The following is a 21,431-nucleotide window of genomic DNA, read 5'->3' as shown; positions in this document are numbered from 1 at the left end:
CGCCGACGGCGGCGGGACCGGGTCAGCGGGCCCGGCACCGGCCGGGCCGCCCGGCGGGGCGCCAGGCCGGCGGCCGGCTCGGCGTGGGCCGGGACGGACTGGAGGGCATACGGACTCCTCTCGGGACAACGCCGTTCAGCGGCGCTCGGTGACGGCCCGGGGCGAGGCCGGACGCGGCACCACCCCCAGCGGGGCGCGCGGACGCGACACGGCCGGGGACGGCACCGGGCGGCGCCCGCCGAACGGCGCCCCGGCCGGAGCGGCGGCCTCGCCCAGCACCACATGCCGTACGACCCGCTCGGCGGCCCGGCCGTCGTCGTGCGGACAGAAGCGGCGGCGGAAAGCGGTCCGCAGCTCCGCCGAGCGGGAGCCGCGCCAGTGCCCGGAGACGAAGATGTCGATCAGGTCGTCCTCGCCGCGCGCCACCGCGCCCGGCGGGAAGGCCCGCAGATCGACATAGGTGCCCCGGACCGCCTCGTGGGCCTCCCAGTCGTCGGTGAGGAGCACCACCGGCCGGTCCAGGCAGACGTAGTCGACCATGATCGAGGAGTAGTCGGTGACCAGCGCGTCCGAGGCCAGGCACAGCGCCTCGACGCTCGGGTGGCCGCTCACGTCGAGGACCCGGTCCGACACATTGGCGAGCGGGCCGTCGTGGCCGTGCGGGGCGCGGGCCAGCACGATGTGGCGCGGGCCGAGGCGGCGCACCACGCGCTCCAGGTCGACGGGGGTGCGGCGGTAGGCGCGGCGGGTCGGGGCGTAGAGGATCACGACCGCGTCCTCAGGGACGCCGAGCTCCCGGCGGATCCGGCTGGTGTCCGCCGGGGTGGCCCGCTGGAACACGTCCGCGCGCGGGCTGCCGTACTCCAGGACCGTGTAGGCGCCCGGGAAGGCCCGCTCCCAGGTGAGGGTCGCGTGCCGGCTGGGGGACACCAGGTAGTCCCACGTGTCGACGTCCGCCAGGAGTGCGTCGACGTCCGGGTCCGCGCCCGGGCGCCCGCGCAGGTCGAGACCCGTGCGCTTGAGCGGGGTGCCGCGCCGGGTCTGCACCAGCACCTGGCCGGGCCGCTTGACCAGCCGCCGGTCGAAGGCCGCGTTGTGCACCAGGTACCGGGAACGGGCCAGGGCCGTCCAGTAGGCCGCGGTGTCCGGGCGCAGCGGGCGCACCCCGGACGGCAGCGCGCCCCGCTCCCCGGCGCTGGTGACCCAGGCGGTGCGCACCTGCGGGGCGTGGGTGCGGAACGCCCGCTCCAAGGCGCCGGGGTGGCAGCCGTGGCCGGGCACGCCGTCGGCGGCGAACACGGCCCGGTCGGCGCGCACCGGCAGACAGCGCTGCACGCGGTAGTGCAGGCGGAGAGCACCCGCCCGCAGGGCCCGGCGCAGCCGTACGGCCGTCCGCGCGGTCCGGCGCAGCACGGCCGCCGTCCACCGCAGGGCGTGATAGGTGCGGTGCAGGCCCATCCGGACCAGGGCGTGGTGCAGCCGGACGCGCGGCGGCAGCGGGCCGACGGGGCAGTGGTAACGCCGGTAGTAGGCGCGGGCCTTGCGCAGGAAATCGGCGCGGCTGCGGCGCGGCAGACGGTCCCGGCGGGCGAACACCACGACCAGGTGGTCGACCATCCGCCGGAACAGCAGTGGGCGCCAGCGGGCGAGTTCGGGGTGCTTGTCGACGTACGCGAAGACCCGGTCGTACTGCTCGAAGACGTCGAAGTGCCGGGGGCTGACCGTGCCGAGGATGCCGCCGCGGCGGCGCTGCCGGTAGTGCACGCACACCCGGTCCAGCGTCGCGATCGACCCCGCCCGCATCAGGACCGGGTACGTCCAGGGCGTGTCCTCGTAGTAGCCGGTGGGGAACGCCAGCTCCTCGGCCTCGACGAACTCCCGGCGATACGCCTTGTTCCAGGCGACCATCAGCAGCCGCAGCAGACCGGGCCGGTCCGTCAGCCGGAACGGCGCCGGGCCGTCCTCGCGGAGGTGGGCCGCGGCCTGGTTGCGTACCGTCTCACCGGTCCAGAAGGCGCGCGCGTAGTCGTAGACCAGCACGTCGGGGTCGCCGGTCTCCTTCAGCCGGGCGGCGACGGCCTCCAGGGAGTCCGGGGTGAGGGTGTCGTCGCTGTCGAGAAAGACCAGGTAGTCGCCGGTGGCCTCGGCCATCCCGGCGTTGCGCGCGGGACCCAGACCGCGGTTGCGCGGCAGATGCACCGCCCGTACCCGCGGGTCGCGGGCCGCGAACTCGTCGATGATCTCGCCGCTCGCGTCCGGTGAGCAGTCGTCGACCGCGATCAGTTCGAGGTCCGGGTACGACTGGGTGAGCACCGATTCCAGGCACTCGTGCAGATACGCCTGCACCTTGTACACGGGGACGATGACACTGAACCTGGGCAAGGCACATCCACTCGGTCGGCCGGGGACGACGGGCGCTGTCGCCGTGCCGGGGAACGGCCGATGGAGTGACTTGGTTACGCGATCCGAGGCATACGAGGGACCCGCCCCGTGAACGACGGGGGGCGGGCCGGTGCCGGCCCGCCCCCGCCGAAACGCGGTCTGGCGGCGCCTACTTGACGGCGCCCGCCATCACACCGGACACGAACTGCCGCTGGAACGCGAAGAACACGACCAGCGGGATCACCATGGAGATGAACGCGCCGGGGGCCAGGACGTCGACATTGCTGCCGAACTGCCGTACCTGGGTCTGCAGCGCGACCGTGATCGGCTGGCTGTCGGCGTCCGTGAAGATCAGCGCGACCAGCATGTCGTTCCACACCCACAGGAACTGGAAGATGCCGAGCGCGGCGATCGCCGGACCGCCGAGCGGCATCACGACCCGGAAGAACAGGCGCAGTTCGCCCGCGCCGTCCAGCCGGGCCGCCTCCAGCAGCTCCCGGGGGATCTCCGCGAAGAAGTTCCGCAGCAGGAACACCGCGAACGGCAGCCCGAACCCGACATGGAAGAGGATCACGCCGATCAGCGAGCCGAAGATGCCGATGTTGCCGAAGAGTTCGGCGATCGGGATCAGCGCCACCTGCACGGGCACCACCAGCAGCCCGACCACGCCCAGGAACCACCAGTCGCGGCCCGGGAACTCCATCCACGCGAACGCGTAGCCCGCGAGCGCGCCGATGACGACGACCAGGACCGTCGCCGGGACCGTGATCAGCACGGTGTTGAGGATCGAGTCCGTGATGTCGCTGTTGCCGAGGAGCTTGTCGTAGCTGTCGAAGGTCAGCTGGGAGGGCTTGCTGAAGACCTCCCACCAGCCGCTCGCCGTCATCTCGTCGGGCGGCCGCAGCGACGACAGCAGCAGCCCGAGCGTCGGGACCAGCCAGAACAGGCCCACGAGGATCAGGAAGACCCGCACCATCCCGCCGCTGACGAAGGAGACGAGCCGGGCGCCGAGGGAACGCTCGCCCTCGACGGCGGTGAGCGGCTCGGGCGCCGCCTTGGTCAGCCTGCCGGCGTCCGCACTCATCGCCGCACCTCCCGCCTGAGCCGACGGACGTTGAACCACATCACCGGGATCACCAGCAGCAGCAGGAACACCGAGATGGCGCTCGCGACTCCGGGCTGGTCCTCGGAGAAGCCTTTGCGGTACAGCTCCAGCGCGAGGACGTTCGCGTCGTCCTGCGAGGAGCCGGGCGCGATGATGAAGACCAGGTCGAACACCTTGAGCACGTTGATCATCAGGGTGACGGTGACGACCGCGAGGACGGGCGCCAGCAGCGGCACCGTGATCCGGCGGAACACCTGCCACTCGTTGGCGCCGTCCACGCGGGCCGCCTCCAGCAGGTCACGGGGGATGCCCGCGAGCCCCGCCGCGATCAGCACCATCGCGAAACCGGCCCACATCCAGATGTACGAGCCGATGATGGCCGGGGTGACCAGGGACGGGCCGAGCCAGTCCACGCCGTTGTACGGCTCCTTGAAGTTGTCGGCCGGGAGCCGCAGCCGGGCCCCGTCCGCCGCGGCCGGCAGGCTGAACGTGCCGTCGTCGGCGGCCGTCGTGGACGCCACGACCTCGCCGCCCTTGACCGCCTCGATCTTCATCCCGGCGTAGCCGAGTTCGGCCGGGTCGATGCCGCCGAGGGTGCCGACGCCCTTGCCGCGGGTGAAGTCCTGCCAGGTGGTGCCGGTGACCTGGTCCGGGTCCGCCGTCGCCTGCCCGGCCTTCGCGGCGCTGTCCGGCATCTTGTCCGGGGCCACGCCGACGAGCGGCAGGGACACCGGGGTGCCGGCCCGGACGGGGTCCTTGGTGAGATAGCCGCCGCCCGGCGCCGCCCGGAGCGGCGACTCCCGGCCCGGGTGGGCCTTGGGGAACGCGGAGGACTGCGCGAACGTGTCGTGGACGCCCACCCACACCGCGTTCGCGACGCCCTTGTCCGGGTCCTGGTCGTACACCAGCCGGAAGATGATGCCCGCCGCCAGCATGGAGATCGCCATCGGCATGAAGACGACCAGCTTGAACGCCGTGCCCCAGCTGACCCGTTCGGTGAGCACCGCGAAGATCAGGCCCAGCGCGGTCGCCACGGTCGGGGCGAACACCACCCACAGGACGTTGTTCTTCAGGGCGGTGCGGATGCCGTCGTCCGTGAACAGCGCCTGGTAGTTGTCGAACCCGGCGAAGGAGTCGCCGGACTGGTCGTAGAAGCTGCGGAAGACCGAGTACCCGATCGGGTAGACCACGAGCGCGCCGAGCAGCACCAGGGCGGGCAGCAGGAACAGCACCGCCACGGTTCTGCGCGTACCGGTCACGCTCCTGCGCGACTTGGGCGCGGCGGGGGCCGGACCGGCCCCCGCCGCCTGCGCCGACGCCATCGCGTCAGTTTCCGTACGCCGCGGCCGCGTCGGCCTCCAGCTTCTGCTGGGTGCCCGCGACGTCCGACGGGTTCTTCAGGAAGTCCTGCAGCGCCTTCCACTCGCCCTTGCCGGGCGTGCCGCCGAACGCCTGGGGCGCCTGGTCGGACATGTCGAAGCGGAAGTCGTCGCCGGCGTCGATGAGCGCCTTCGCCATCCGGCGCTGCACCTCGTTGGGGTACGCCGCGTTGTCCACGCTCTTGTTCGGCGACAGATAGCCGCCGAGCTTCGCCTGGATCGTCGCCGCGTCCGGGGAGGCGAGGAAGGTGGCCAGCGCCTGCGCCGCCTTCGAGTCCTCCAGGATGACGGCCGCGTCGCCGCCGGAGACGACCGGCGCGGTGTCACCGACCGTCGGGAACGGGAACACCTTGGCGTCCGTGCCGACGTCCGCCTTCGCCTGGGTGATGTTGACCTGCGCGAAGTCGCCCTCGTAGACCATGGCGGCCTTCGGCTGGTCGCCGCCCGTGAAGGTCTGGGTGACCGAGGTCGGGAAGTCCGTCTGCAGCGCGCCCTTGGCGCCGCCCGCCACATAGTCCTTCTTGCCCCACACCTGGGCCAGCGCGGTCAGCGCGTCCTTGACGGACGGGTCCGTCCACTTGATCTCGTGCTTCGCCAGCTGGTCGTACTTCTCGGGACCGGCCTGGGAGAGATAGATGTTCTCGAACCAGTCCGTGAGCGTCCAGCCGTCCGCGCCGCCGACCGAGAACGGGGTGACACCGGAGTCGTACACCGTCTGGGCGGTCGTCAGCAGCTCGTCCCATGTCTTGGGCTCGGCGGCCCCCGCGTTCTCGAACGCCTGCGCGTTGTACCAGATCAGGGACTTGTTGGCGGCCTTGTAGTAGACGCCGTACTGCTTGCCGTCGACCTTGCCGATGTCCTGCCAGCCCTGCGAGTAGTTCTCCTGCAGCTCCTTGAGCGCCTCGGCGCCCAGCGGCTTCGCCCACTTCTTGTCCACGGCCTGCTTGATGGCGCCGGGCTGGGGCAGCATCGCGATGTCCGGCGGCTGGCCGCCCGCGACCTTGGAACCGAGGAAGTTGATGATGGGGTCCTGGGCGGGCACGAACTTCACCGTCGCGCCGGTGCGCTTCTCGAACTCCGCCAGGACCTTCTTGAAGTTGGCCTGCTCGGTGCCCGTCCAGACGGCCGCGACCTCCAGGGTCTCGCCGTCGAGCTTCGGCAGGGTGACGGTGGAGGCGGACTCCTTGCCGGATCCGCCGTCCTCCTTGCCGCCGTCCTTGTCGTCGCCGCCGCAGGCGGTGAGGGAGAGGGCGAGGGCGCCGGCGACGACGGCCGCCGCGGCCCTGGCGGCCCTGTGTGTCCGGTTCTTGCTGCTCGTGCTGTGCATCACTGCCCCGTTCTTCGTGCCTCGTCGAACGTTCGAGCGCTGTCCCGTGGGTCTGGTCTACGCCCTGCCCCAGGGGTCGGCAAGACCGCGTCCTCTGTCAACTCGGGGATCGTGACCGGCTCGTGACCGGGGATCAGACATCGGCACGAATCAGCCGCGTCACAGCAGCGAGGGCACCCCGGTGGCCGAGACCTCGCGGGCCGCCCGCTCCAGGGCGCTGGCCAGCAGGGCCAGGTCGGTCGGGCCGTTGCCGAGCTCGCGGACCGGGCGCCGGGCCGGGGGGTCGCCCATGCGGTGCCACTCCAGGGGGACGACCGTGGGCCGCAGGGTCGCGGTGCGGGGGATACGGCCGGTCACGCGGCCGCCCTGGAAGGGCACCGCCCGTCCGTCCGGCCTGAGCAGCCGGCCGCGGCCGGGCGCCGGGGCGTCCGGACCGGTCGTCACGGCGTCCAGGGTCACCCGCAGGGTCGCCCGGCGGGCCGGCTCCGACTCCGCCGCCCGGCCGCCGGGCCCGGTCGCGGCGACCAGATGCACGCCGAGCCGCTCGCCGTCCCGGGCGACCGCCTCCAGCGCCCTTATCACCGACCCGGCGGCGGGCCGGCCCGGCGATCCCAGGGCGGGAAGAAGCAGGGCGTCCAGATCGTCCACGACCACCACGAGCCGGGGCAGCGGCGGCACGGCGTCCGCCTGCCGGCGGGCGGCGCCGGGCCGCAGCCGGATCGTCGCGCTGGGCGGGGACTCCAGATCGCCGTCACCGGCCACGACCGCGCGCTGCGCGACCATCCGGCCCGACAGCTCCCGCCCGGTGTGCCACTCGGTGAAGTCGGAGCGCCCGAGCAGCTCGGCGCGCCGCTTCAGCTCGGCGCTCAGCGACTGGGCGAACTCCCGCATCCGGACCGGGTCGTTGGCGGTGAGATGGGTGGTGACATGCGGGACGTCCGTGCACACGCCGAGGCCCTCGCCGTGGCCGCCGCCCGCGCCGGTGGTGTCGCGGCCGTCGATCAGCACGATGCCCAGCCGGTCCGGCCGCTCGGCGGCGGCGAGCGACGCGACGACGGCCCGCAGCAGCTCGGTCCGCCCGGCGGCGGGCGGCCCCTCCACCAGCAGATGCGGCCCCTCCGCGCCCAGGTCCACGCCGACCGGCCCGTGCGGACCGGCGCCGAGCACCGCGCACACCCGGCCGCCCAGGGCCTGGGTGTCGTCGGCCGCGTCGGCCCAACGCGCCATCAGGGACGCCGGGGTGGCCCGCGCCAGCCCCAACTCGTCCAGCAGCCGGGCCGCCTGGGGCAGCGGCACGGACACCCGCACCCGCGCCTCACCGGACGCCCGGTCCGTGCGCAGGGGAGCCAGCGCCCGCGCGAAACGCTCCGCCCAGGCGGGGGACACGGCGTCCACGGTGGCCACCGTGCCGTGCCCGACGGGACCGCGCACCGCGCTCTCCTGGCCCGCGTCGGCCGCACCTCCGTCGGGCGCCACCCGCATCAGCCGCAGGGCCGTCGCCACATCTCCGCTGAGCAGCGCGACCGCGCCGCACGCGCGGAACGCCGGCGTCACCGCGCAGGCCGCCTCATAGGTGTCCGTGACCGGGGAGGCGGGCGAGGCCGCCGCCGTCTCGGCGAGGCACACCACATGGATGCCGGCCCGCGGCCCCTCCAGCGCGAGACGGGCCACCGCCTCGCGCAGATCCGCGCCGCCGGGGTCGCCGTCCACGACGAGCACCGAGTACGGGCCGGTGAAGTGCTTGTGGTCCCCGGTCCCGTCGGTGCCGCGCGCCGTCAGGTCCTCCAGGCGGCGCAGCAGCTCGTCCACGCGCGCGGCGGCCTGCTCACGGTCGTAGGCGAGCAGCAGCCGGCAGTCCTGGCCGTGGCCGGGGCGGACATGCGGCAGCCAGCCCAGCCAGGCCCACTCGGCGGTGCGCTCCGGCACCGGGCGGGCCCGGTCCGCGCTGACGAGCACGATCTCCAGGGTGTCCGGCGAGTGCAGCGCGGCGAGCTGGGCGAGCACCGCGCGGGTCAGCCCGGTGAGGCGCTCGCGCGGACCGGCCAGCCCCAGCGCCCCGGCCTCGCGCAGATCGGCGGTCACCGGCACGGCGGGCAGCAGCCCCGAGCCGTCGGGCGCCGAGCGGTCGGCGGTGCCGAGCCGCACGGTGAGGGCCTCGGGATGGCCGGGGGCGCGCTCCCAGAGCCGGGGGCCCGGGCCGAGGGCCGTCAGCAGCAGGGACGCCGGGTCCGGCCAGGTCTCCGGCAGCATCGAGCCGCGCCCCGCCGAGGTGGGGCCGGACGGCTCGGCCGGCTCGTCGTCGTACGCCCCGTCCGGGGCGGGGTCGGGCTCGCCGCGTCCGCCGGCCAGCCGCCGCGCCCAGGCCGACAGACCGCCGCGCCTGCGGGCCCCCGAAGGGGCGTCGGTGCCGCGGTCGGCGCCCGCCACGGGCCGGGGTCCGTCGAGCGGGCCGACCTCGAAGCCGGTGACGTGGGTGTCGCCGTCGCGCGGGTGCGGGACGGCGCCGTGCGGGCCGGTGCGCTCGGACCGGGGCGCCCCGCCCTGCGCGGGGACGACGGGCGAGGCCGGCTCGGGGTGGTCCGGGGCGTGGGCGGCCGGGCTGCCGTCCGTCACGCGCGCGTGGGCCGGTGGCGTGACGCCGGGGCCTTCGCCGCCCTGCGGGCACACGCGCACATGCCCCTCGCCGTCCGGCTCCGTGGGGACCCGCGCCCCCGGGCCGCCGGCCGGGGCCAGCCGCAGCGTGGACTCGCCGAGGCGCAGCAGGGCCCCGGGGACGAAACGCACCGGGCGGGTGGTCAGCCGGGTGCCGTCGAGCGTCGTGCCGTTCGTCGAGCCGAGGTCGGCGACCGCGACCCGGCCGTCCGCGCCGACCGTGACCGCGCAGTGCAGCCGGGAGACGTCGGGGTCGTCGAGCGGGACGTCGGCGTCGGCGGAGCGGCCGATGCGGATCTCGCCGCCGTGCAGAAGATGGACACCGCCCGCGTCCGGGCCCGCCACGACATGCAGCTGGGTCGGGGCCTCGTCCAGCTCGGGGTGGGGCTCCGGGGCCGCCGGGGCGCCGAGGGACAGCACCGCGCCGTCGGTCAGCGGGGGCTCGCCGAGGGTGCTGCGCCGGTCGTCCAGCCGCTCGGTGCCGGCGTAGAGCACGACCGGGCCGCCGCCGCGCTCGCCCTCGCCGCCGCGGGCGGAGCCGCCCTCCCCGGACACCGTGGAGGCCAGGGCCGACGCCACCGCCGACAGGGCCGTGCCCGCGGGCGCCGTGACCAGCACGTCGCGGCTCGCGGTGGCGCCGCGCGCCGCGGAGGGCGGGGCCGACGGGTCTACGACGGTCAGCCGGATCTGCATCGGCGTCAGCGGTCCCTTCTGCGCGCGGGCGCGGGCACGGAACCACCCCACCCCACACGAGCACATCGGCCAGTACTCCCCGCATCCTCGCACCTGCCACCGACAACCCGCCCCCCGCCCGAAGGCAAGTGATCTTGATTGGTCGGCTCTGCCCGTAAAAGTGCCGGACAACGGCCCAGGCGGTGATCACTTGAGATCGCTCACGTCCGTTCACGGCAACCACGGGACTGAGCCGAGCGTCTTTCCTTCGAACATGTACGGGAGGCCGTACGTAAGACGCACAGAATGACGACCGCCGGTGCCGAGGGGCACGGCACTACAGTGGGTCGGAACGTAGGCAAGCAGCAGGGAGCGCGACGTGCGGCCGGTAGGCAGCAAGTACATCCTCGAGGAGCCGCTGGGTCGCGGCGCCACGGGGACCGTCTGGCGAGCCCGCCAGCGGGAGACCGCGGGCGCCGAGGCGGCCGTGCCGGGACAGCCCGGCGAGACGGTCGCGATCAAGGTCCTCAAGGAGGAGCTCGCCGGCGACGCGGATATCGTCATGCGCTTCCTGCGCGAACGGTCCGTGCTGCTGCGCCTGACCCACCCCAATATCGTCCGGGTCCGCGACCTGGTCGTCGAGGGCGAGCTGCTGGCCCTCGTCATGGACCTCGTCGAAGGTCCCGACCTGCACCGCTACCTGCGCGAGAACGGCCCCTTCACCCCGGTCGCGGCATCCCTGCTCACCGCCCAGATCGCCGACGCGCTCGCCGCCAGCCACGCCGACGGTGTCGTCCACCGCGACCTCAAGCCCGCCAACGTGCTGCTGCGCCAGCAGGGCGGCGAGATGCACCCGCTGCTCACCGACTTCGGCATCGCCCGCCTCGCCGACTCCCCGGGCCTGACCCGCACCCACGAGTTCGTCGGGACGCCCGCCTACGTCGCGCCCGAGTCCGCCGAGGGCCGCCCGCAGACCTCCGCCGTCGACATCTACGGCGCCGGCATCCTCCTGTACGAGCTGGTCACCGGACGCCCGCCGTTCGGCGGCGGCTCCGCCCTGGAGGTCCTGCACCAGCACCTCAGTGCCGAGCCGCGCCGCCCCTCCACGGTCCCCGACCCGCTGTGGACCGTCATCGAGCGCTGCCTGCGCAAGAACCCCGACGACCGGCCCAGCGCCGAGAACCTCGCCCGTGGCCTGCGCGTGGTCGCCGCCGGCATCGGTGTGCACGCGAACTCCGCGCAGATCGCCGCCGCCGAGGGCGTCGGCGCCCTCCTCGCCCCGGACCCCGCCCCGGCCACCGTGCCGGGCTCGGCCGACCCCACCCAGGTGCTCCCGCACGGCGCGGGGTCCTTCGACCCGAACGCCGCGACCAGCGTCCTGCCGCACACCGGCGCCGCCGACCCCACCGCCGTCCTGCCGAACTCGGGCGGGCGCGGCGCGGCCGACCCGACGGCCGTGATGCCCCCGGTGCCGCAGGGACCGCCCGGCGGACCCGGCCCCGAGGACCCGCACCCCTGGCAGAACCAGCTGCGGGCCGCCCGGGACCGCAACGAACAGACGCAGGTCCAGTACCTCGACCCCAACCAGGACCCGCTGCGCCGGCGCCCGCAGCGCCAGGTGGCCCGTCCCCAGCAGCAGCCCCAGCAGCCCCCGGCGCCCCAGCAGCAGCGCCCGCCGCAGCGCGGCCGCCAGGGCGGCTACGCCCAGCCGCAGCAGCACCAGCCGCAGCCCTACGCCCCGCCGCGCCAGGCGCAGCAGCCTCCGCAGCGCTACGCGCCCGAGCCGCAGCGTCCGCAGCGCGAGCCGAGGGAGCCCCGCCGCCGTGGCGGCAACCCGATGCGCATCCCGGGCCTCGGCTGTCTGAAGGGGTGCCTGTTCTCGATCGTCATCCTCTTCGTCGCCGGCTGGCTGGTCTGGGAGCTGAGCCCGCTGCAGGAGTGGATCGGCACGGGCAAGGGCTACTGGGAGCAGCTCAGCAGCTGGTTCGGCACGGTCACCGGCTGGATCGGCGACCTCGGCGGAGACTCCGGCGGCGGCACCGGCACGGGCACCGGCACCGGCTGACCCGCCCCGCCCCCGCGCCCCTCACGGCCGTACGACCCCACCGGGGACCGTACGGCCGTGGTGCGTCCGGCGCGCTGTGTCTGGGGATTTGTCGACACCCGGCGGGTGATTTCCGCCTCCGCGGTGAAGGCGGGGCGCATGACCGCGTAGTTTTGTCGACCGGGGGTTCCCAGGTCTGTCGGCTGGGGGTCCGGGGGTCGTCCCCGGGAGGACGCAGCGGCGGCACAACGCGTCGGTAGGAGCAGTCTTGGCACGGAAGATCGGCAGCCGGTACACCGCCAACCAGATCCTGGGGCGGGGCAGCGCCGGCACGGTGTGGCTGGGCGAGGGGCCGGAGGGACCCGTCGCCGTCAAGCTGCTGCGCGAGGACCTCGCCTCCGACCAGGAGCTCGTCGGGCGCTTCGTGCAGGAGCGCACGGCCCTGCTGGGCCTGGAGCACCCCCATGTCGTCTCCGTCCGCGACCTGGTGGTCGACGGCAACGACCTCGCCCTCGTCATGGACCTGGTCCGCGGCACCGATCTGCGCACCCGGCTCGACCGGGACCGCAGGCTGGCGCCCGAGGCGGCCGTCGCGATCGTCGCGGACGTCGCCGACGGCCTCGCGGCGGCCCACGCGGCCGGGGTCGTGCACCGGGACGTGAAGCCGGAGAACATCCTGCTGGACATGCAGGGCCCGCTCGGCCCCGGCGGCGCCCACCCGGCCCTGCTGACCGACTTCGGTGTGGCCAAGCTCATCGACTCCCCGCGCCGCACCCGCGCCACGAAGATCATCGGCACCCCGGACTACCTCGCGCCGGAGATCGTCGAAGGCCTGCCGCCCCGCGCGGCGGTGGACATCTACGCCCTCGCCACCGTCCTCTACGAGCTGCTGGCCGGCTTCACCCCGTTCGGCGGCGGCCACCCCGGCGCGGTGCTGCGCCGGCACGTCACCGAGACGGTGGCGCCGCTGCCCGGCATCCCCGACGAGCTGTGGCAGCTGATCGTCCAGTGCCTGGCCAAGGCCCCCGCCTCCCGGCTGCGCGCCTCGGAGCTCGCGGCGCGGCTGCGCGAGCTGCTGCCGCTGGTCGCCGGGATGCCCCCGCTCGACGTGGACGAGCCCGACGGGGAGCCGGAGGAGGACGAGGCCCCGGCCGCCGAGGCGGCCGTCCCGGCGGGGGAGCGGGTACGGCGGCGCGGCGCGGTGCCGCTGGTGCCGGGCGCCCGGCCCACCGACTCCAACCGGGACACCCACACCTCGATGCGGGTCCCCGCCCCGGACGAGCTGGCCGGCGGCGCCCGCGGCACCGCCCGGGTGCCGCGCGCGGCGGGCGCCCCGCGCCCCGGCTCGGCCCGGCACCGCGCCGCGACCCGGCGGCGTCGGCTGGCGCTGGGCGGCGCCGCGGTGGTCCTGGTGGCCGCCGGCGTGGGCACCTGGCTGGCGGTCTCGGACGACGACGCCGGGGCGACCCCGAACGACACCCGCACGACGGCCCCCGCGACCCCCTGACGCGTCCCCGGGCGGGCGGGGCGCCCGGGAGGGGCGGCACCCGGAGCTCGCCGCCCTGCGGAGCCGTTACGCTGGAGGCGTGGCAGTCGTCGATGTATCCGAAGAGCTCAAGTCCCTCTCCTCGACCATGGAGTCGATCGAGGCCGTTCTGGACCTCGACAAGCTGAGGGCAGACATCGCCGTGCTCGAGGAGCAGGCGGCCGCGCCGTCCCTGTGGGACAACCCGGACGAAGCGCAGAAGATCACCAGCAAGCTCTCCCACCTCCAGGCGGAGGTGCGGAAGGCCGAGGCCCTGCGCGGGCGGATCGACGATCTCGCCGTGCTGTTCGAGATGGCCGAGGAGGAGGACGACCCGGACACCCGTGCCGAGGCCGAGTCCGAGCTCACCGCCGTCCGCAAGGCGCTGGACGAGATGGAGGTCCGCACGCTCCTGAGCGGTGAGTACGACGCCCGTGAGGCGCTCGTCAACATCCGCGCGGAGGCCGGGGGCGTGGACGCCGCCGACTTCGCGGAGCGGCTGCAGCGGATGTACCTGCGCTGGGCCGAGCAGCGCGGCTACAAGACCGAGATCTACGAGACGTCGTACGCGGAGGAGGCCGGCATCAAGTCGACCACCTTCGCCGTGCAGGTGCCGTACGCGTACGGCACCCTCTCGGTCGAGCAGGGCACGCACCGCCTGGTGCGCATCTCGCCGTTCGACAACCAGGGCCGTCGCCAGACGTCGTTCGCCGGTGTCGAGGTGCTGCCCGTGGTGGAGCAGACCGACCACATCGAGATCGACGAGTCCGAGCTGCGCGTCGACGTGTACCGCTCCTCGGGCCCCGGCGGACAGGGCGTCAACACCACCGACTCCGCCGTGCGGCTGACGCACATCCCGACGGGCATCGTCGTCTCCTGCCAGAACGAGCGGTCGCAGATCCAGAACAAGGCCACCGCGATGAACGTCCTCCAGGCCAAGCTGCTGGAGCGGCGCCGCCAGGAGGAGCAGGCCAGGATGGACGCCCTCAAGGGCGACGGCGGCAACTCCTGGGGCAACCAGATGCGGTCGTACGTGCTGCACCCGTACCAGATGGTCAAGGACCTGCGGACCGAGTACGAGGTCGGCAACCCCGAGGCCGTGTTCAACGGTGAGATCGACGGCTTCCTGGAGGCCGGGATTCGCTGGCGCAAGCAGCAGGAGAAGTAAGAGAAAACCATTTGTCGACAAGGCAACTGCCGCCCACCCGGCGGCAGTTGCCTTTTGTGTACCTGCATGTCTGGGTTTTACATCACACTCACAGCTTCCAACCCCCGTCAAAGCCCTCACAGTTGGACATCGCGCCCGCAACGGCCTTGACGTGCTCTTGAAAAATGGGAAGGGTGAAGCGTGGCATGCGTATTTCTGGGGCGCATGTGAACCGGGGGGCTCGAGTTGCGTTACCTCCGTCGATCACGGCCGGCCCCTGAACGCCGCCTCTCTGACGATTCAGCTACTGGGGGTAGCAACCAGATGACCAAGAAGACGCGGATCCGTATCGCGCGCCTCGCCGCCGGTGCCGTGATCGCGGCCGGCGCCTCGCTGACCGCAGCCGGCGCCGCCTCCGCCGCGGAGACCGAGGACTGCCTCCTCGGCATCCTGTGCGGTGACGAGGACCCGACCACCCCGCCCACCGAGGAGCCGACGGACCCGCCGACCGAAGTCCCGACGGAGCCGCCGACCGAAGAGCCGACGATCCCGACGGAGCCCACCGAGGAGCCGACGGAGCCGCAGGAGCCGACCGACCCGGCCGAGCCCACCGACGAGCCGTCCAACCCGGGCAACGGGAACGGCAACGGCGGCGGCAACGGCAATGGTGGCGGCAACGGCGGCGGCAACAACGCCGACCCCGACGGTGGCACGTCCACCCAGGAGGAGGGCTCCTCCTCCCTGACCGACACCGGTTCGTCCGCGACCGGCACCAGCACCTCCGCCCAGGGCGGCGGCGCCGAGCTGGCCGAGACGGGTGCCGCGCAGACCACGTTCCTGCTGGTCGGCGCGGCCACGATGATCGCCGGCGGCATCGGCTTCCGCGTCCTTCCGCGTCTCGCGGGCGGCCGCGGCGGCGCTGCTGCCTGACGGTAGCCGGCACGCTCACAGCGCGTGACCGACGCCTGGCAAAGGCGAGGGGCCCGGAGCGATTCGCTCCGGGCCCCTCGTCATGTCGGTTCGTGGGAGAGGCGGTGCCTCACACCGTCTGGTGGGCCAGCAGGGCCACCGCCGCGATCAGCACCACGAGCAGGGCGGCCAGCGCCATCGGGTTGAGGCCCGCGAACGGGTTCTCCTGCTGGAGCCGCTGGCGGTTCGCCCGGCAGACGGGGCAGCGGCCCTCGCTCACGGGTGCGGCGCAGTTCGCGCACACCAACCGGTCGTACGTCATGCGCCACCCTCCTCGCGCTGTCCTCGAAGGGTTCAACGGGTCCGGCACCGGATCCGTTCCCCTTCTCCTCTACTGTGCCAGGTTCCCCGGCAAAGGGCGCGGGCGCTCTCTCAGGGCGTAAGGGCTGTCCAGTCCTTGGTCGCCACCGGTACAAATGCGCACAACCCTTTACACAACCCCTACGGTGCCTGCGCTCCCCGGCCCGGTTCGCGTATGGTCACGCACACCTACCCCCGGCGACCCGTGGTGCATCCGTGATCCGATTCGACAATGTCTCCAAGGTCTACCCCAAGCAGACCCGCCCCGCACTCAGGGATGTGTCCCTGGAAGTGGAGAAGGGCGAGTTCGTCTTCCTCGTGGGGTCCTCCGGCTCCGGAAAGTCCACCTTCCTGCGGCTCATCCTCCGCGAGGAGCGGTGCAGCCACGGCCAGGTGCACGTCCTGGGCAAGGACCTCGCGCGCGTCTCCAACTGGAAGGTGCCGCAGATCCGCCGCCAGCTGGGGACCGTGTTCCAGGACTTCCGCCTGCTGCCCAACAAGACCGTCGGCGAGAACGTCGCCTTCGCGCAGGAGGTCATCGGCAAGTCCCGCGGCGAGATCCGCAAGTCCGTGCCGCAGGTGCTCGACCTCGTCGGGCTCGGCGGCAAGGAGGACCGGATGCCGGGCGAGCTCTCGGGTGGTGAGCAGCAGCGCGTGGCCATCGCCCGCGCCTTCGTGAACCGCCCCAAGCTGCTCATCTGCGACGAGCCCACCGGCAACCTCGACCCGCAGACCTCCGTCGGCATCATGAAGCTGCTGGACCGGATCAACCGGACCGGCACGACGGTCGTGATGGCCACGCACGATCAGAACATCGTGGACCAGATGCGCAAGCGCGTCATCGAGCTGGAGAAGGGCCGCCTCGTCCGCGACCAGGCACGCGGCGTCTACGGCTACCAGCACTGACCCGGACCAGTCCACGGAAAGGCCTGAAAGAGACGCCATGCGCGCCCAGTTCGTACTCTCCGAGATCGGTGTCGGTCTCCGCCGCAACCTGACGATGACCTTCGCCGTCATCGTCTCCGTCGCCCTGTCCCTCGCCCTGTTCGGCGGGTCGCTCCTGATGAGCGACCAGGTCAACACGATGAAGGGCTACTGGTACGACAAGGTCAACGTCTCCGTCTTCCTCTGCAACAAGAGCGACGCGGAGTCCGACCCCAACTGCGCCAAGGGCGCCGTCACCGAGGACCAGAAGAAGCAGATCGAGACCGATCTGAACGACATGACGGTCGTCGACAAGGTGACGTACGAGTCCCAGGACCAGGCGTACAAGCACTACAAGGAGCAGTTCGGCGACTCCCCGCTGGCCGCCTCGCTCACGCCGGACCAGATGCAGGAGTCGTACCGGATCAAGCTGAAGGACCCCGAGAAGTACGAGGTCGTCGCCACCGCCTTCGACGGGCGGGACGGCGTGCAGTCCGTGCAGGACCAGAAGGGCATCCTGGACAACCTCTTCGGGCTCCTCAACGGCATGAACTGGGCCGCGCGGGCGGTGATGGCGCTGATGCTCGTCGTCGCGCTCATGCTGATCGTCAACACGGTGCGGGTCTCCGCGTTCAGCCGGCGCCGCGAGACCGGCATCATGCGCCTGGTCGGCGCCTCCGGCTTCTACATCCAGGCGCCGTTCATCATGGAGGCCGCCGTCGCCGGGCTCATCGGCGGCGCGGTCGCCTGCGGCTTCCTGGTGATCGCGCGGTACTTCATCATCGACCACGGCCTGGCCCTGTCCGAGAAGCTGAACCTCATCAACTTCATCGGCTGGGACGCGGTGTTGACCAAGCTGCCGCTCATCCTCGCGACGAGCCTGCTGATGCCGGCGCTGGCGGCGTTCTTCGCGTTGCGCAAGTACCTCAAGGTGTGACCAACGCCAAGGGGGCCGTACGGGGATCGGACCGTGCGGCCCCTTCGCGTTGTCCTAGACTCACCGGCATGTCAGGCCGTGACCTGTTCTGTCAGCCCCGCCGCTTCGGCCGCGGGGCCGCCCTGACATTGGTGTTCGCGAGCGTGCTCGTCGCCGGTGCGGCGACCGGTTCCCTGCCCGGACCCGAGCGGAAGTCCCCGGCGGGCGCCGCCCGTTCGGCGGCCCCCGGGCCCCGGCACGAGGACGTCGCCGCGGCCGCCGCCGACGCCATGGCCGCCGGCACGTCCCCCGTGGAGGCCGCCGAACGGGCGGTCAGCCGCAGCGGGGACCGCTGGGGCGCCATCTACTCCGAGGGCGAGTACGAGGAGTTCGAGGAGGCCCTCGACGGCCGCTACACCGGCGTCGGGCTGTGGGCCGGGCGCCGGGGGGACGGCGTCGAGGTGACGAAGGTACGGCCGGGCTCGCCCGCCGCCGAGGCCGGCATCCGGGCCGGCGACCGGCTGCGCAGCGTCGACGGCGAGACCACCGACGACCGCCCGGTCAGCGAGGTCGTCGCGGCACTGCGGGGCGACGCCGAGGAGGCGGCCGCCGGCACCTCCGTCGTGGTCGGCCTGCAGCGCGGCGAGCACACCTGGGAGCTCACCCTGCGCCGGGCCAGGCTCTCCACCGACCCGGTCACCGTGCGGGAGGCCGGCGACGGCGTCACCGTCATCCGGATCGCCTCCTTCACCAAGGGCAGCGGCAAGGCCGTACGCGCCGCCCTGCGCCGGGCCTCCGCCGCCGGGGTCGTCCTCGACCTGCGCGGCAACCCCGGCGGTCTGGTCACCGAGGCCGTCACCGCCGCCTCCGCCTTCCTCGACGGCGGGCTGGTCGCCACCTACGACGTCGACGGCGACCAGCGCGCCCTGCACGCCGAGCCGGGCGGCGACACCGACCGGCCCCTCGTCGCCCTGGTCGACGGCGGCACGATGAGCGCCGCCGAGCTGCTCACCGGCGCCCTCCAGGACCGCGGCCGGGCCGTCGTCGTGGGCAGCCGCACCTTCGGCAAGGGCTCCGTGCAGATGCCGAGCCGGCTGCCCGACGGGTCCGTCGCCGAGCTGACCGTCGGCCACTACCGCACCCCGTCCGGGCGGACCGTCGACGGGCGGGGCATCGCCCCCGACCTGGAGGCGGACCAGCAGGTGCTGCGCCGGGCCGAGACGGTCCTCAGCGGCCTCGGCGACTCGTAAAACGGCTTCCCGGGGACCCCGTCCGTAGTGCGAAAATGGACGGCACTATGAGCAAGGGAATGTACGTACCGAAGGAGTCCCAGCCCAAGCAGGGCGGGGGGACCGCCGCGAAGGCCAGGGACGGCGAGAAGGGCGGCCGGAAGAAGATCGTCGCCCAGAACAAGAAGGCCCGGCACGACTACGCGATCATCGACACCTACGAGGCCGGTCTGGTGCTCATGGGCACCGAGGTCAAGTCGCTGCGCGAAGGCCGGACGTCGCTGGCCGACGGCTTCGTCCAGATCGACGGGGGCGAGGCGTGGCTGCACAACGCCCACATCCCGGAGTACCACCAGGGCAGCTGGACCAACCACTCCGCGCGCCGCAAGCGCAAGCTGCTGCTGCACCGGGAGGAGATCGACAAGCTGGAGGCGAAGGCCCAGGAGACGGGTCACACCATCGTGCCCCTCGCCCTGTACTTCAAGGACGGGCGGGCCAAGGCCGAGATCGCGCTCGCGCGCGGCAAGAAGGAGTACGACAAGCGCCAGACCCTGCGGGAGAAGCAGGACCGGCGGGAGTCGGACCGGGCGATCGCGGCGGCCAAGCGCCGGCAGCGGGGCCACTGACGGACGGCACCGGCGGACGGGAATGCACTGGCATCGCCCGGCGTTGGTCACGTACGATGGCATCGCACCTCGCTGAGGGTGCGGCTTTTGAAAACACCACATGGGGATGATCGGTTTCGACAGCGGATGTTGAGACAGGGGAAGCGTGTCGAGGAAGCGGCAATGATCTCGTAAACCATATGTCGCAAAAAATAATCGCCAACACCAAGCGCGATTCCTTCGCCCTCGCTGCCTAAGTAGCGACTTGCGAAGTGTCAGCCCGGGGCTGTTCCCGACCCGGATCCTGGCATCAGCTAGGGAACTAAACCTTGATCCCGGTCACGGGGTGAAAAGGGAAATCAAACAGTGACTGGGCCCGTCGGCGACTTGTTCGCGTGATCGCCGGGGCCGAGAAAATCGCAGCGAACTGCACACGGAGAAGCCCTGTTTTTGCACCGTTGGACGCGGGTTCGATTCCCGCCATCTCCACGATCGAGAAGGCTCCGGCCCTCTCAGCCCATGTCGGCACAGGCCCCGTCGCTTCCGAGCGGCGGGGCCCGCGTCGTTTGTGACACTGCTGTGACGGCTGATGTGGGGTGCGTCACAGATCAAGAAAGCGGTTCCTGGTGGGGTGGGCGGATGCCGAGATTCCCGCGTGCGGTACCCCCTGTCCTGGCCGGTTTCCTGCTGCTGACCGCGTGCGGCTCGCACGACGGCCCACCGGGTGCCGGCGGTGACGGGCGGGTCCGCGCCCAGGCGCTGTGCCCCTCGGACTACACGCAGTACGGAGCCACACCGTCGCCGCGCAGGCCGACGGCCACCGCCTCCGGCACCCCCACCTCGCTGCCCCTGCCGTCCCCCGCGCCGGAGGAGAACGGCGTGCGGATCACGAAGCTGTACGCCTGGGGTCCGGGGAGCGGATGCGCGGGCGTCGAGTACAGCGCGGAGTTCGAGGTCGCCAACACGACCGACGCGGCCGCCACCTACACGGTGACCCTCGCGTTCAGCTCGTCGTCCGGGGGCGCGGCCGGCACCGCGGACCATGTCGTCGAGGCGGTCGGGCCCGGCCGGACCGGCAAGGGCGCCGCCGCCATGCACACGACGCAGCTCGGCGATGCCGAGGTGACGGGCGTGAAGGTGCTCAAGGTGCGCAGCGTCCCCGTCGCCGAGGCGTCGTCGGCGTCGGGACCGTGCCCGAAGGCGGGGGTGCGGGTGTACGCCGACCGGGGGGACGCGGCCATGGGGCTGCGGGTCGTGGGCCTGCACCTGGTCAACTGCGGGACCCGGCCGTACGAGCTCGACGGCTATCCGCGCCTGGAGCTCCAGGACGAGGAGCACGCCCGGGTGGACGGTGTCGAGATCCTGCGGGGGACCCAGGGGATCGGCAGCGGGATCGGTGGGCAGGACGCCCCGCAGCCGCTGACCTTGCAGCCGGGGGAGGCCGCGGCGACCACGCTGGCCTGGCGCAACACCACCCAGGCCGGGACCCCGGTGAACGCGCCGTACGCGCGCGTCTGGGCGAAACCCGGGGCCGGCCCGGTGACGGTCGTCCCCGAACTCGACCTCGGCACGACGGGCCGGCTCGGCGTCGGGCCGTGGCGGCGGGACGAGGCCTACCGGGACCCGGGCGCCGGCGCCCGCCCGTGAGCCTCTTTCTCGTCGTCCTCGCCGGGGCGGCCGCGCTGTTCCTGTTCGGCCTGTCGCGGGTGCCGCCCGGGATCAAGGTGACCGTCCTGACCGCGCCCCCGGTGGTGGCGGTGATGTGGCTGCTGGACGTGGTGTTCGGGCGGCGGGCCGTCGCGGTCGCCGTGGGCGCGGTGTTCCTCGTCGTCCTGGTCGCGCTGAACGGGCTCCTGGCGCATCCCCGGCTGCCGCCGTGGGCGAAGCCCGTCGTGTTCGGGACCGTGCCGGGGGCCGCGCTGGCCTGGCTGCTGGTCGTCACCGCGGACGACACCCTCAAGGACCCCGGCGAGGACCCGTGTTCGATGTACCACGGCGGCACCGGTGTCTCCGAGGTCTTCCCGCCGCGCGCGTACTGCCGCTTCGGGGACGGCGGGACCCTCGACCTCGCGCCGGGCACCCAGGTCGTGTTCTGGGTCTGCTTCACCGTCAGCGTGGTGCTGCTCGCGCTCGGGCTGGCGTGGGCCGTACGGGATCCGCGAGCCGTGGTCCGCCGGTTCCACCGGGCCGGCCGCGGCTGAACCCCCATGCCAGAAGCGTCCGTTGTGGTGTCCGGCCCCATATCGGGGTCCGGG

The 21,431-nt window shown here is 73.0% G+C and carries 16 protein-coding genes and 1 other RNA gene; 11 read left to right on the top strand and 6 right to left on the bottom strand.

Annotated features, from left to right (window positions below; all coding sequences use genetic code 11):
• Nucleotides 1-135: 135 nt before the first annotated feature.
• From KBY32_RS32720 to KBY32_RS32700, 5 genes are all read right to left on the bottom strand, one after another.
• Nucleotides 136-2,382 carry a bifunctional glycosyltransferase family 2 protein/CDP-glycerol:glycerophosphate glycerophosphotransferase gene (locus KBY32_RS32720; RefSeq protein ID WP_210982627.1) on the bottom strand — a complete coding sequence of 749 codons (2,247 nt, stop codon included), beginning with the start codon at nucleotides 2,380-2,382 and terminating at the stop codon, nucleotides 136-138.
• Nucleotides 2,383-2,551: 169 nt separating this feature from the next.
• Nucleotides 2,552-3,466 (bottom strand): carbohydrate ABC transporter permease, encoded by a 915-nt coding sequence (locus tag KBY32_RS32715; protein ID WP_055625021.1) that lies wholly within the window; start codon nucleotides 3,464-3,466, stop codon nucleotides 2,552-2,554.
• Nucleotides 3,463-4,809 carry a carbohydrate ABC transporter permease gene (locus tag KBY32_RS32710; RefSeq protein WP_181890465.1) on the bottom strand — a complete coding sequence of 449 codons (1,347 nt, stop codon included), beginning with the start codon at nucleotides 4,807-4,809 and terminating at the stop codon, nucleotides 3,463-3,465. The genes KBY32_RS32715 and KBY32_RS32710 overlap by 4 nt, the downstream gene beginning before the upstream one ends.
• A gap of 4 nt (nucleotides 4,810-4,813) precedes the next feature.
• Nucleotides 4,814-6,193, bottom strand: a complete 1,380-nt coding sequence (locus KBY32_RS32705; protein WP_210982626.1) for an ABC transporter substrate-binding protein — start codon at nucleotides 6,191-6,193, stop codon at nucleotides 4,814-4,816.
• Between the two features lie 159 nt (nucleotides 6,194-6,352).
• Nucleotides 6,353-9,538 carry an FHA domain-containing protein gene (locus tag KBY32_RS32700; protein WP_210982651.1) on the bottom strand — a complete coding sequence of 1,062 codons (3,186 nt, stop codon included), beginning with the start codon at nucleotides 9,536-9,538 and terminating at the stop codon, nucleotides 6,353-6,355.
• A 358-nt stretch (nucleotides 9,539-9,896) separates the two neighbouring features.
• Between KBY32_RS32700 and KBY32_RS32695 the strand changes: the two genes are divergently transcribed.
• From KBY32_RS32695 to KBY32_RS32680, 4 genes are all read left to right on the top strand, one after another.
• On the top strand, nucleotides 9,897-11,582 hold the full coding sequence (locus tag KBY32_RS32695) for a serine/threonine-protein kinase (protein WP_210982625.1): 1,686 nt from the start codon (nucleotides 9,897-9,899) through the stop codon (nucleotides 11,580-11,582).
• A 247-nt stretch (nucleotides 11,583-11,829) separates the two neighbouring features.
• Entirely contained in the window at nucleotides 11,830-13,068 is a 1,239-nt protein-coding gene (locus tag KBY32_RS32690) for a serine/threonine-protein kinase (RefSeq protein ID WP_115508434.1), read from the top strand.
• A gap of 79 nt (nucleotides 13,069-13,147) precedes the next feature.
• On the top strand, nucleotides 13,148-14,254 hold the full coding sequence (gene prfB, locus KBY32_RS32685; protein WP_210982624.1) for a peptide chain release factor 2: 1,107 nt from the start codon (nucleotides 13,148-13,150) through the stop codon (nucleotides 14,252-14,254).
• Between the two features lie 303 nt (nucleotides 14,255-14,557).
• Entirely contained in the window at nucleotides 14,558-15,163 is a 606-nt protein-coding gene (locus KBY32_RS32680; protein WP_055624647.1) for a hypothetical protein, read from the top strand.
• 109 nt (nucleotides 15,164-15,272) lie between these two features.
• Here the strand turns inward: KBY32_RS32680 and KBY32_RS32675 are convergent, their stop codons facing one another.
• Nucleotides 15,273-15,464: a hypothetical protein gene (locus tag KBY32_RS32675; protein WP_055624646.1), complete on the bottom strand. Its 192-nt coding sequence runs from the start codon at nucleotides 15,462-15,464 to the stop codon at nucleotides 15,273-15,275.
• A 254-nt stretch (nucleotides 15,465-15,718) separates the two neighbouring features.
• On the opposite strand from KBY32_RS32675, the gene ftsE reads away from it, so the two are divergent.
• The 7 genes from ftsE (at nucleotide 15,719) to KBY32_RS32640 (ending at nucleotide 21,377) form a co-directional block, all read left to right on the top strand.
• Complete coding sequence (ftsE, locus tag KBY32_RS32670; RefSeq protein ID WP_055624645.1) at nucleotides 15,719-16,408, top strand: cell division ATP-binding protein FtsE; 690 nt, start codon at nucleotides 15,719-15,721, stop codon at nucleotides 16,406-16,408.
• A gap of 37 nt (nucleotides 16,409-16,445) precedes the next feature.
• The gene (gene ftsX / locus KBY32_RS32665) at nucleotides 16,446-17,363 is read left to right on the top strand and encodes a permease-like cell division protein FtsX (protein ID WP_210982623.1); all 918 of its coding nucleotides are present in this window, start codon (nucleotides 16,446-16,448) and stop codon (nucleotides 17,361-17,363) included.
• A gap of 68 nt (nucleotides 17,364-17,431) precedes the next feature.
• Entirely contained in the window at nucleotides 17,432-18,592 is a 1,161-nt protein-coding gene (locus KBY32_RS32660; RefSeq protein ID WP_210982622.1) for a S41 family peptidase, read from the top strand.
• A gap of 59 nt (nucleotides 18,593-18,651) precedes the next feature.
• Nucleotides 18,652-19,197 (top strand): SsrA-binding protein SmpB, encoded by a 546-nt coding sequence (smpB, locus tag KBY32_RS32655; RefSeq protein ID WP_055624642.1) that lies wholly within the window; start codon nucleotides 18,652-18,654, stop codon nucleotides 19,195-19,197.
• Between the two features lie 102 nt (nucleotides 19,198-19,299).
• Nucleotides 19,300-19,668: a transfer-messenger RNA gene (gene ssrA, locus KBY32_RS32650) on the top strand.
• A 147-nt stretch (nucleotides 19,669-19,815) separates the two neighbouring features.
• Nucleotides 19,816-20,823, top strand: a complete 1,008-nt coding sequence (locus KBY32_RS32645) for a DUF4232 domain-containing protein (RefSeq protein WP_210982621.1) — start codon at nucleotides 19,816-19,818, stop codon at nucleotides 20,821-20,823.
• Nucleotides 20,820-21,377, top strand: coding sequence for a hypothetical protein (locus tag KBY32_RS32640; protein WP_210982620.1), 558 nt, complete (start codon nucleotides 20,820-20,822; stop codon nucleotides 21,375-21,377). Before KBY32_RS32645 ends, KBY32_RS32640 begins: the two co-directional genes overlap by 4 nt.
• Nucleotides 21,378-21,431 lie beyond the last annotated feature (54 nt).

Source organism: Streptomyces sp. RK62 (genome assembly GCF_018070255.1).
GTDB lineage: Bacteria > Actinomycetota > Actinomycetes > Streptomycetales > Streptomycetaceae > Streptomyces > Streptomyces nigra.
Note: the sequence above shows the minus strand (reverse complement) of the source record. Positions and strands in the feature narration are given on the sequence as shown.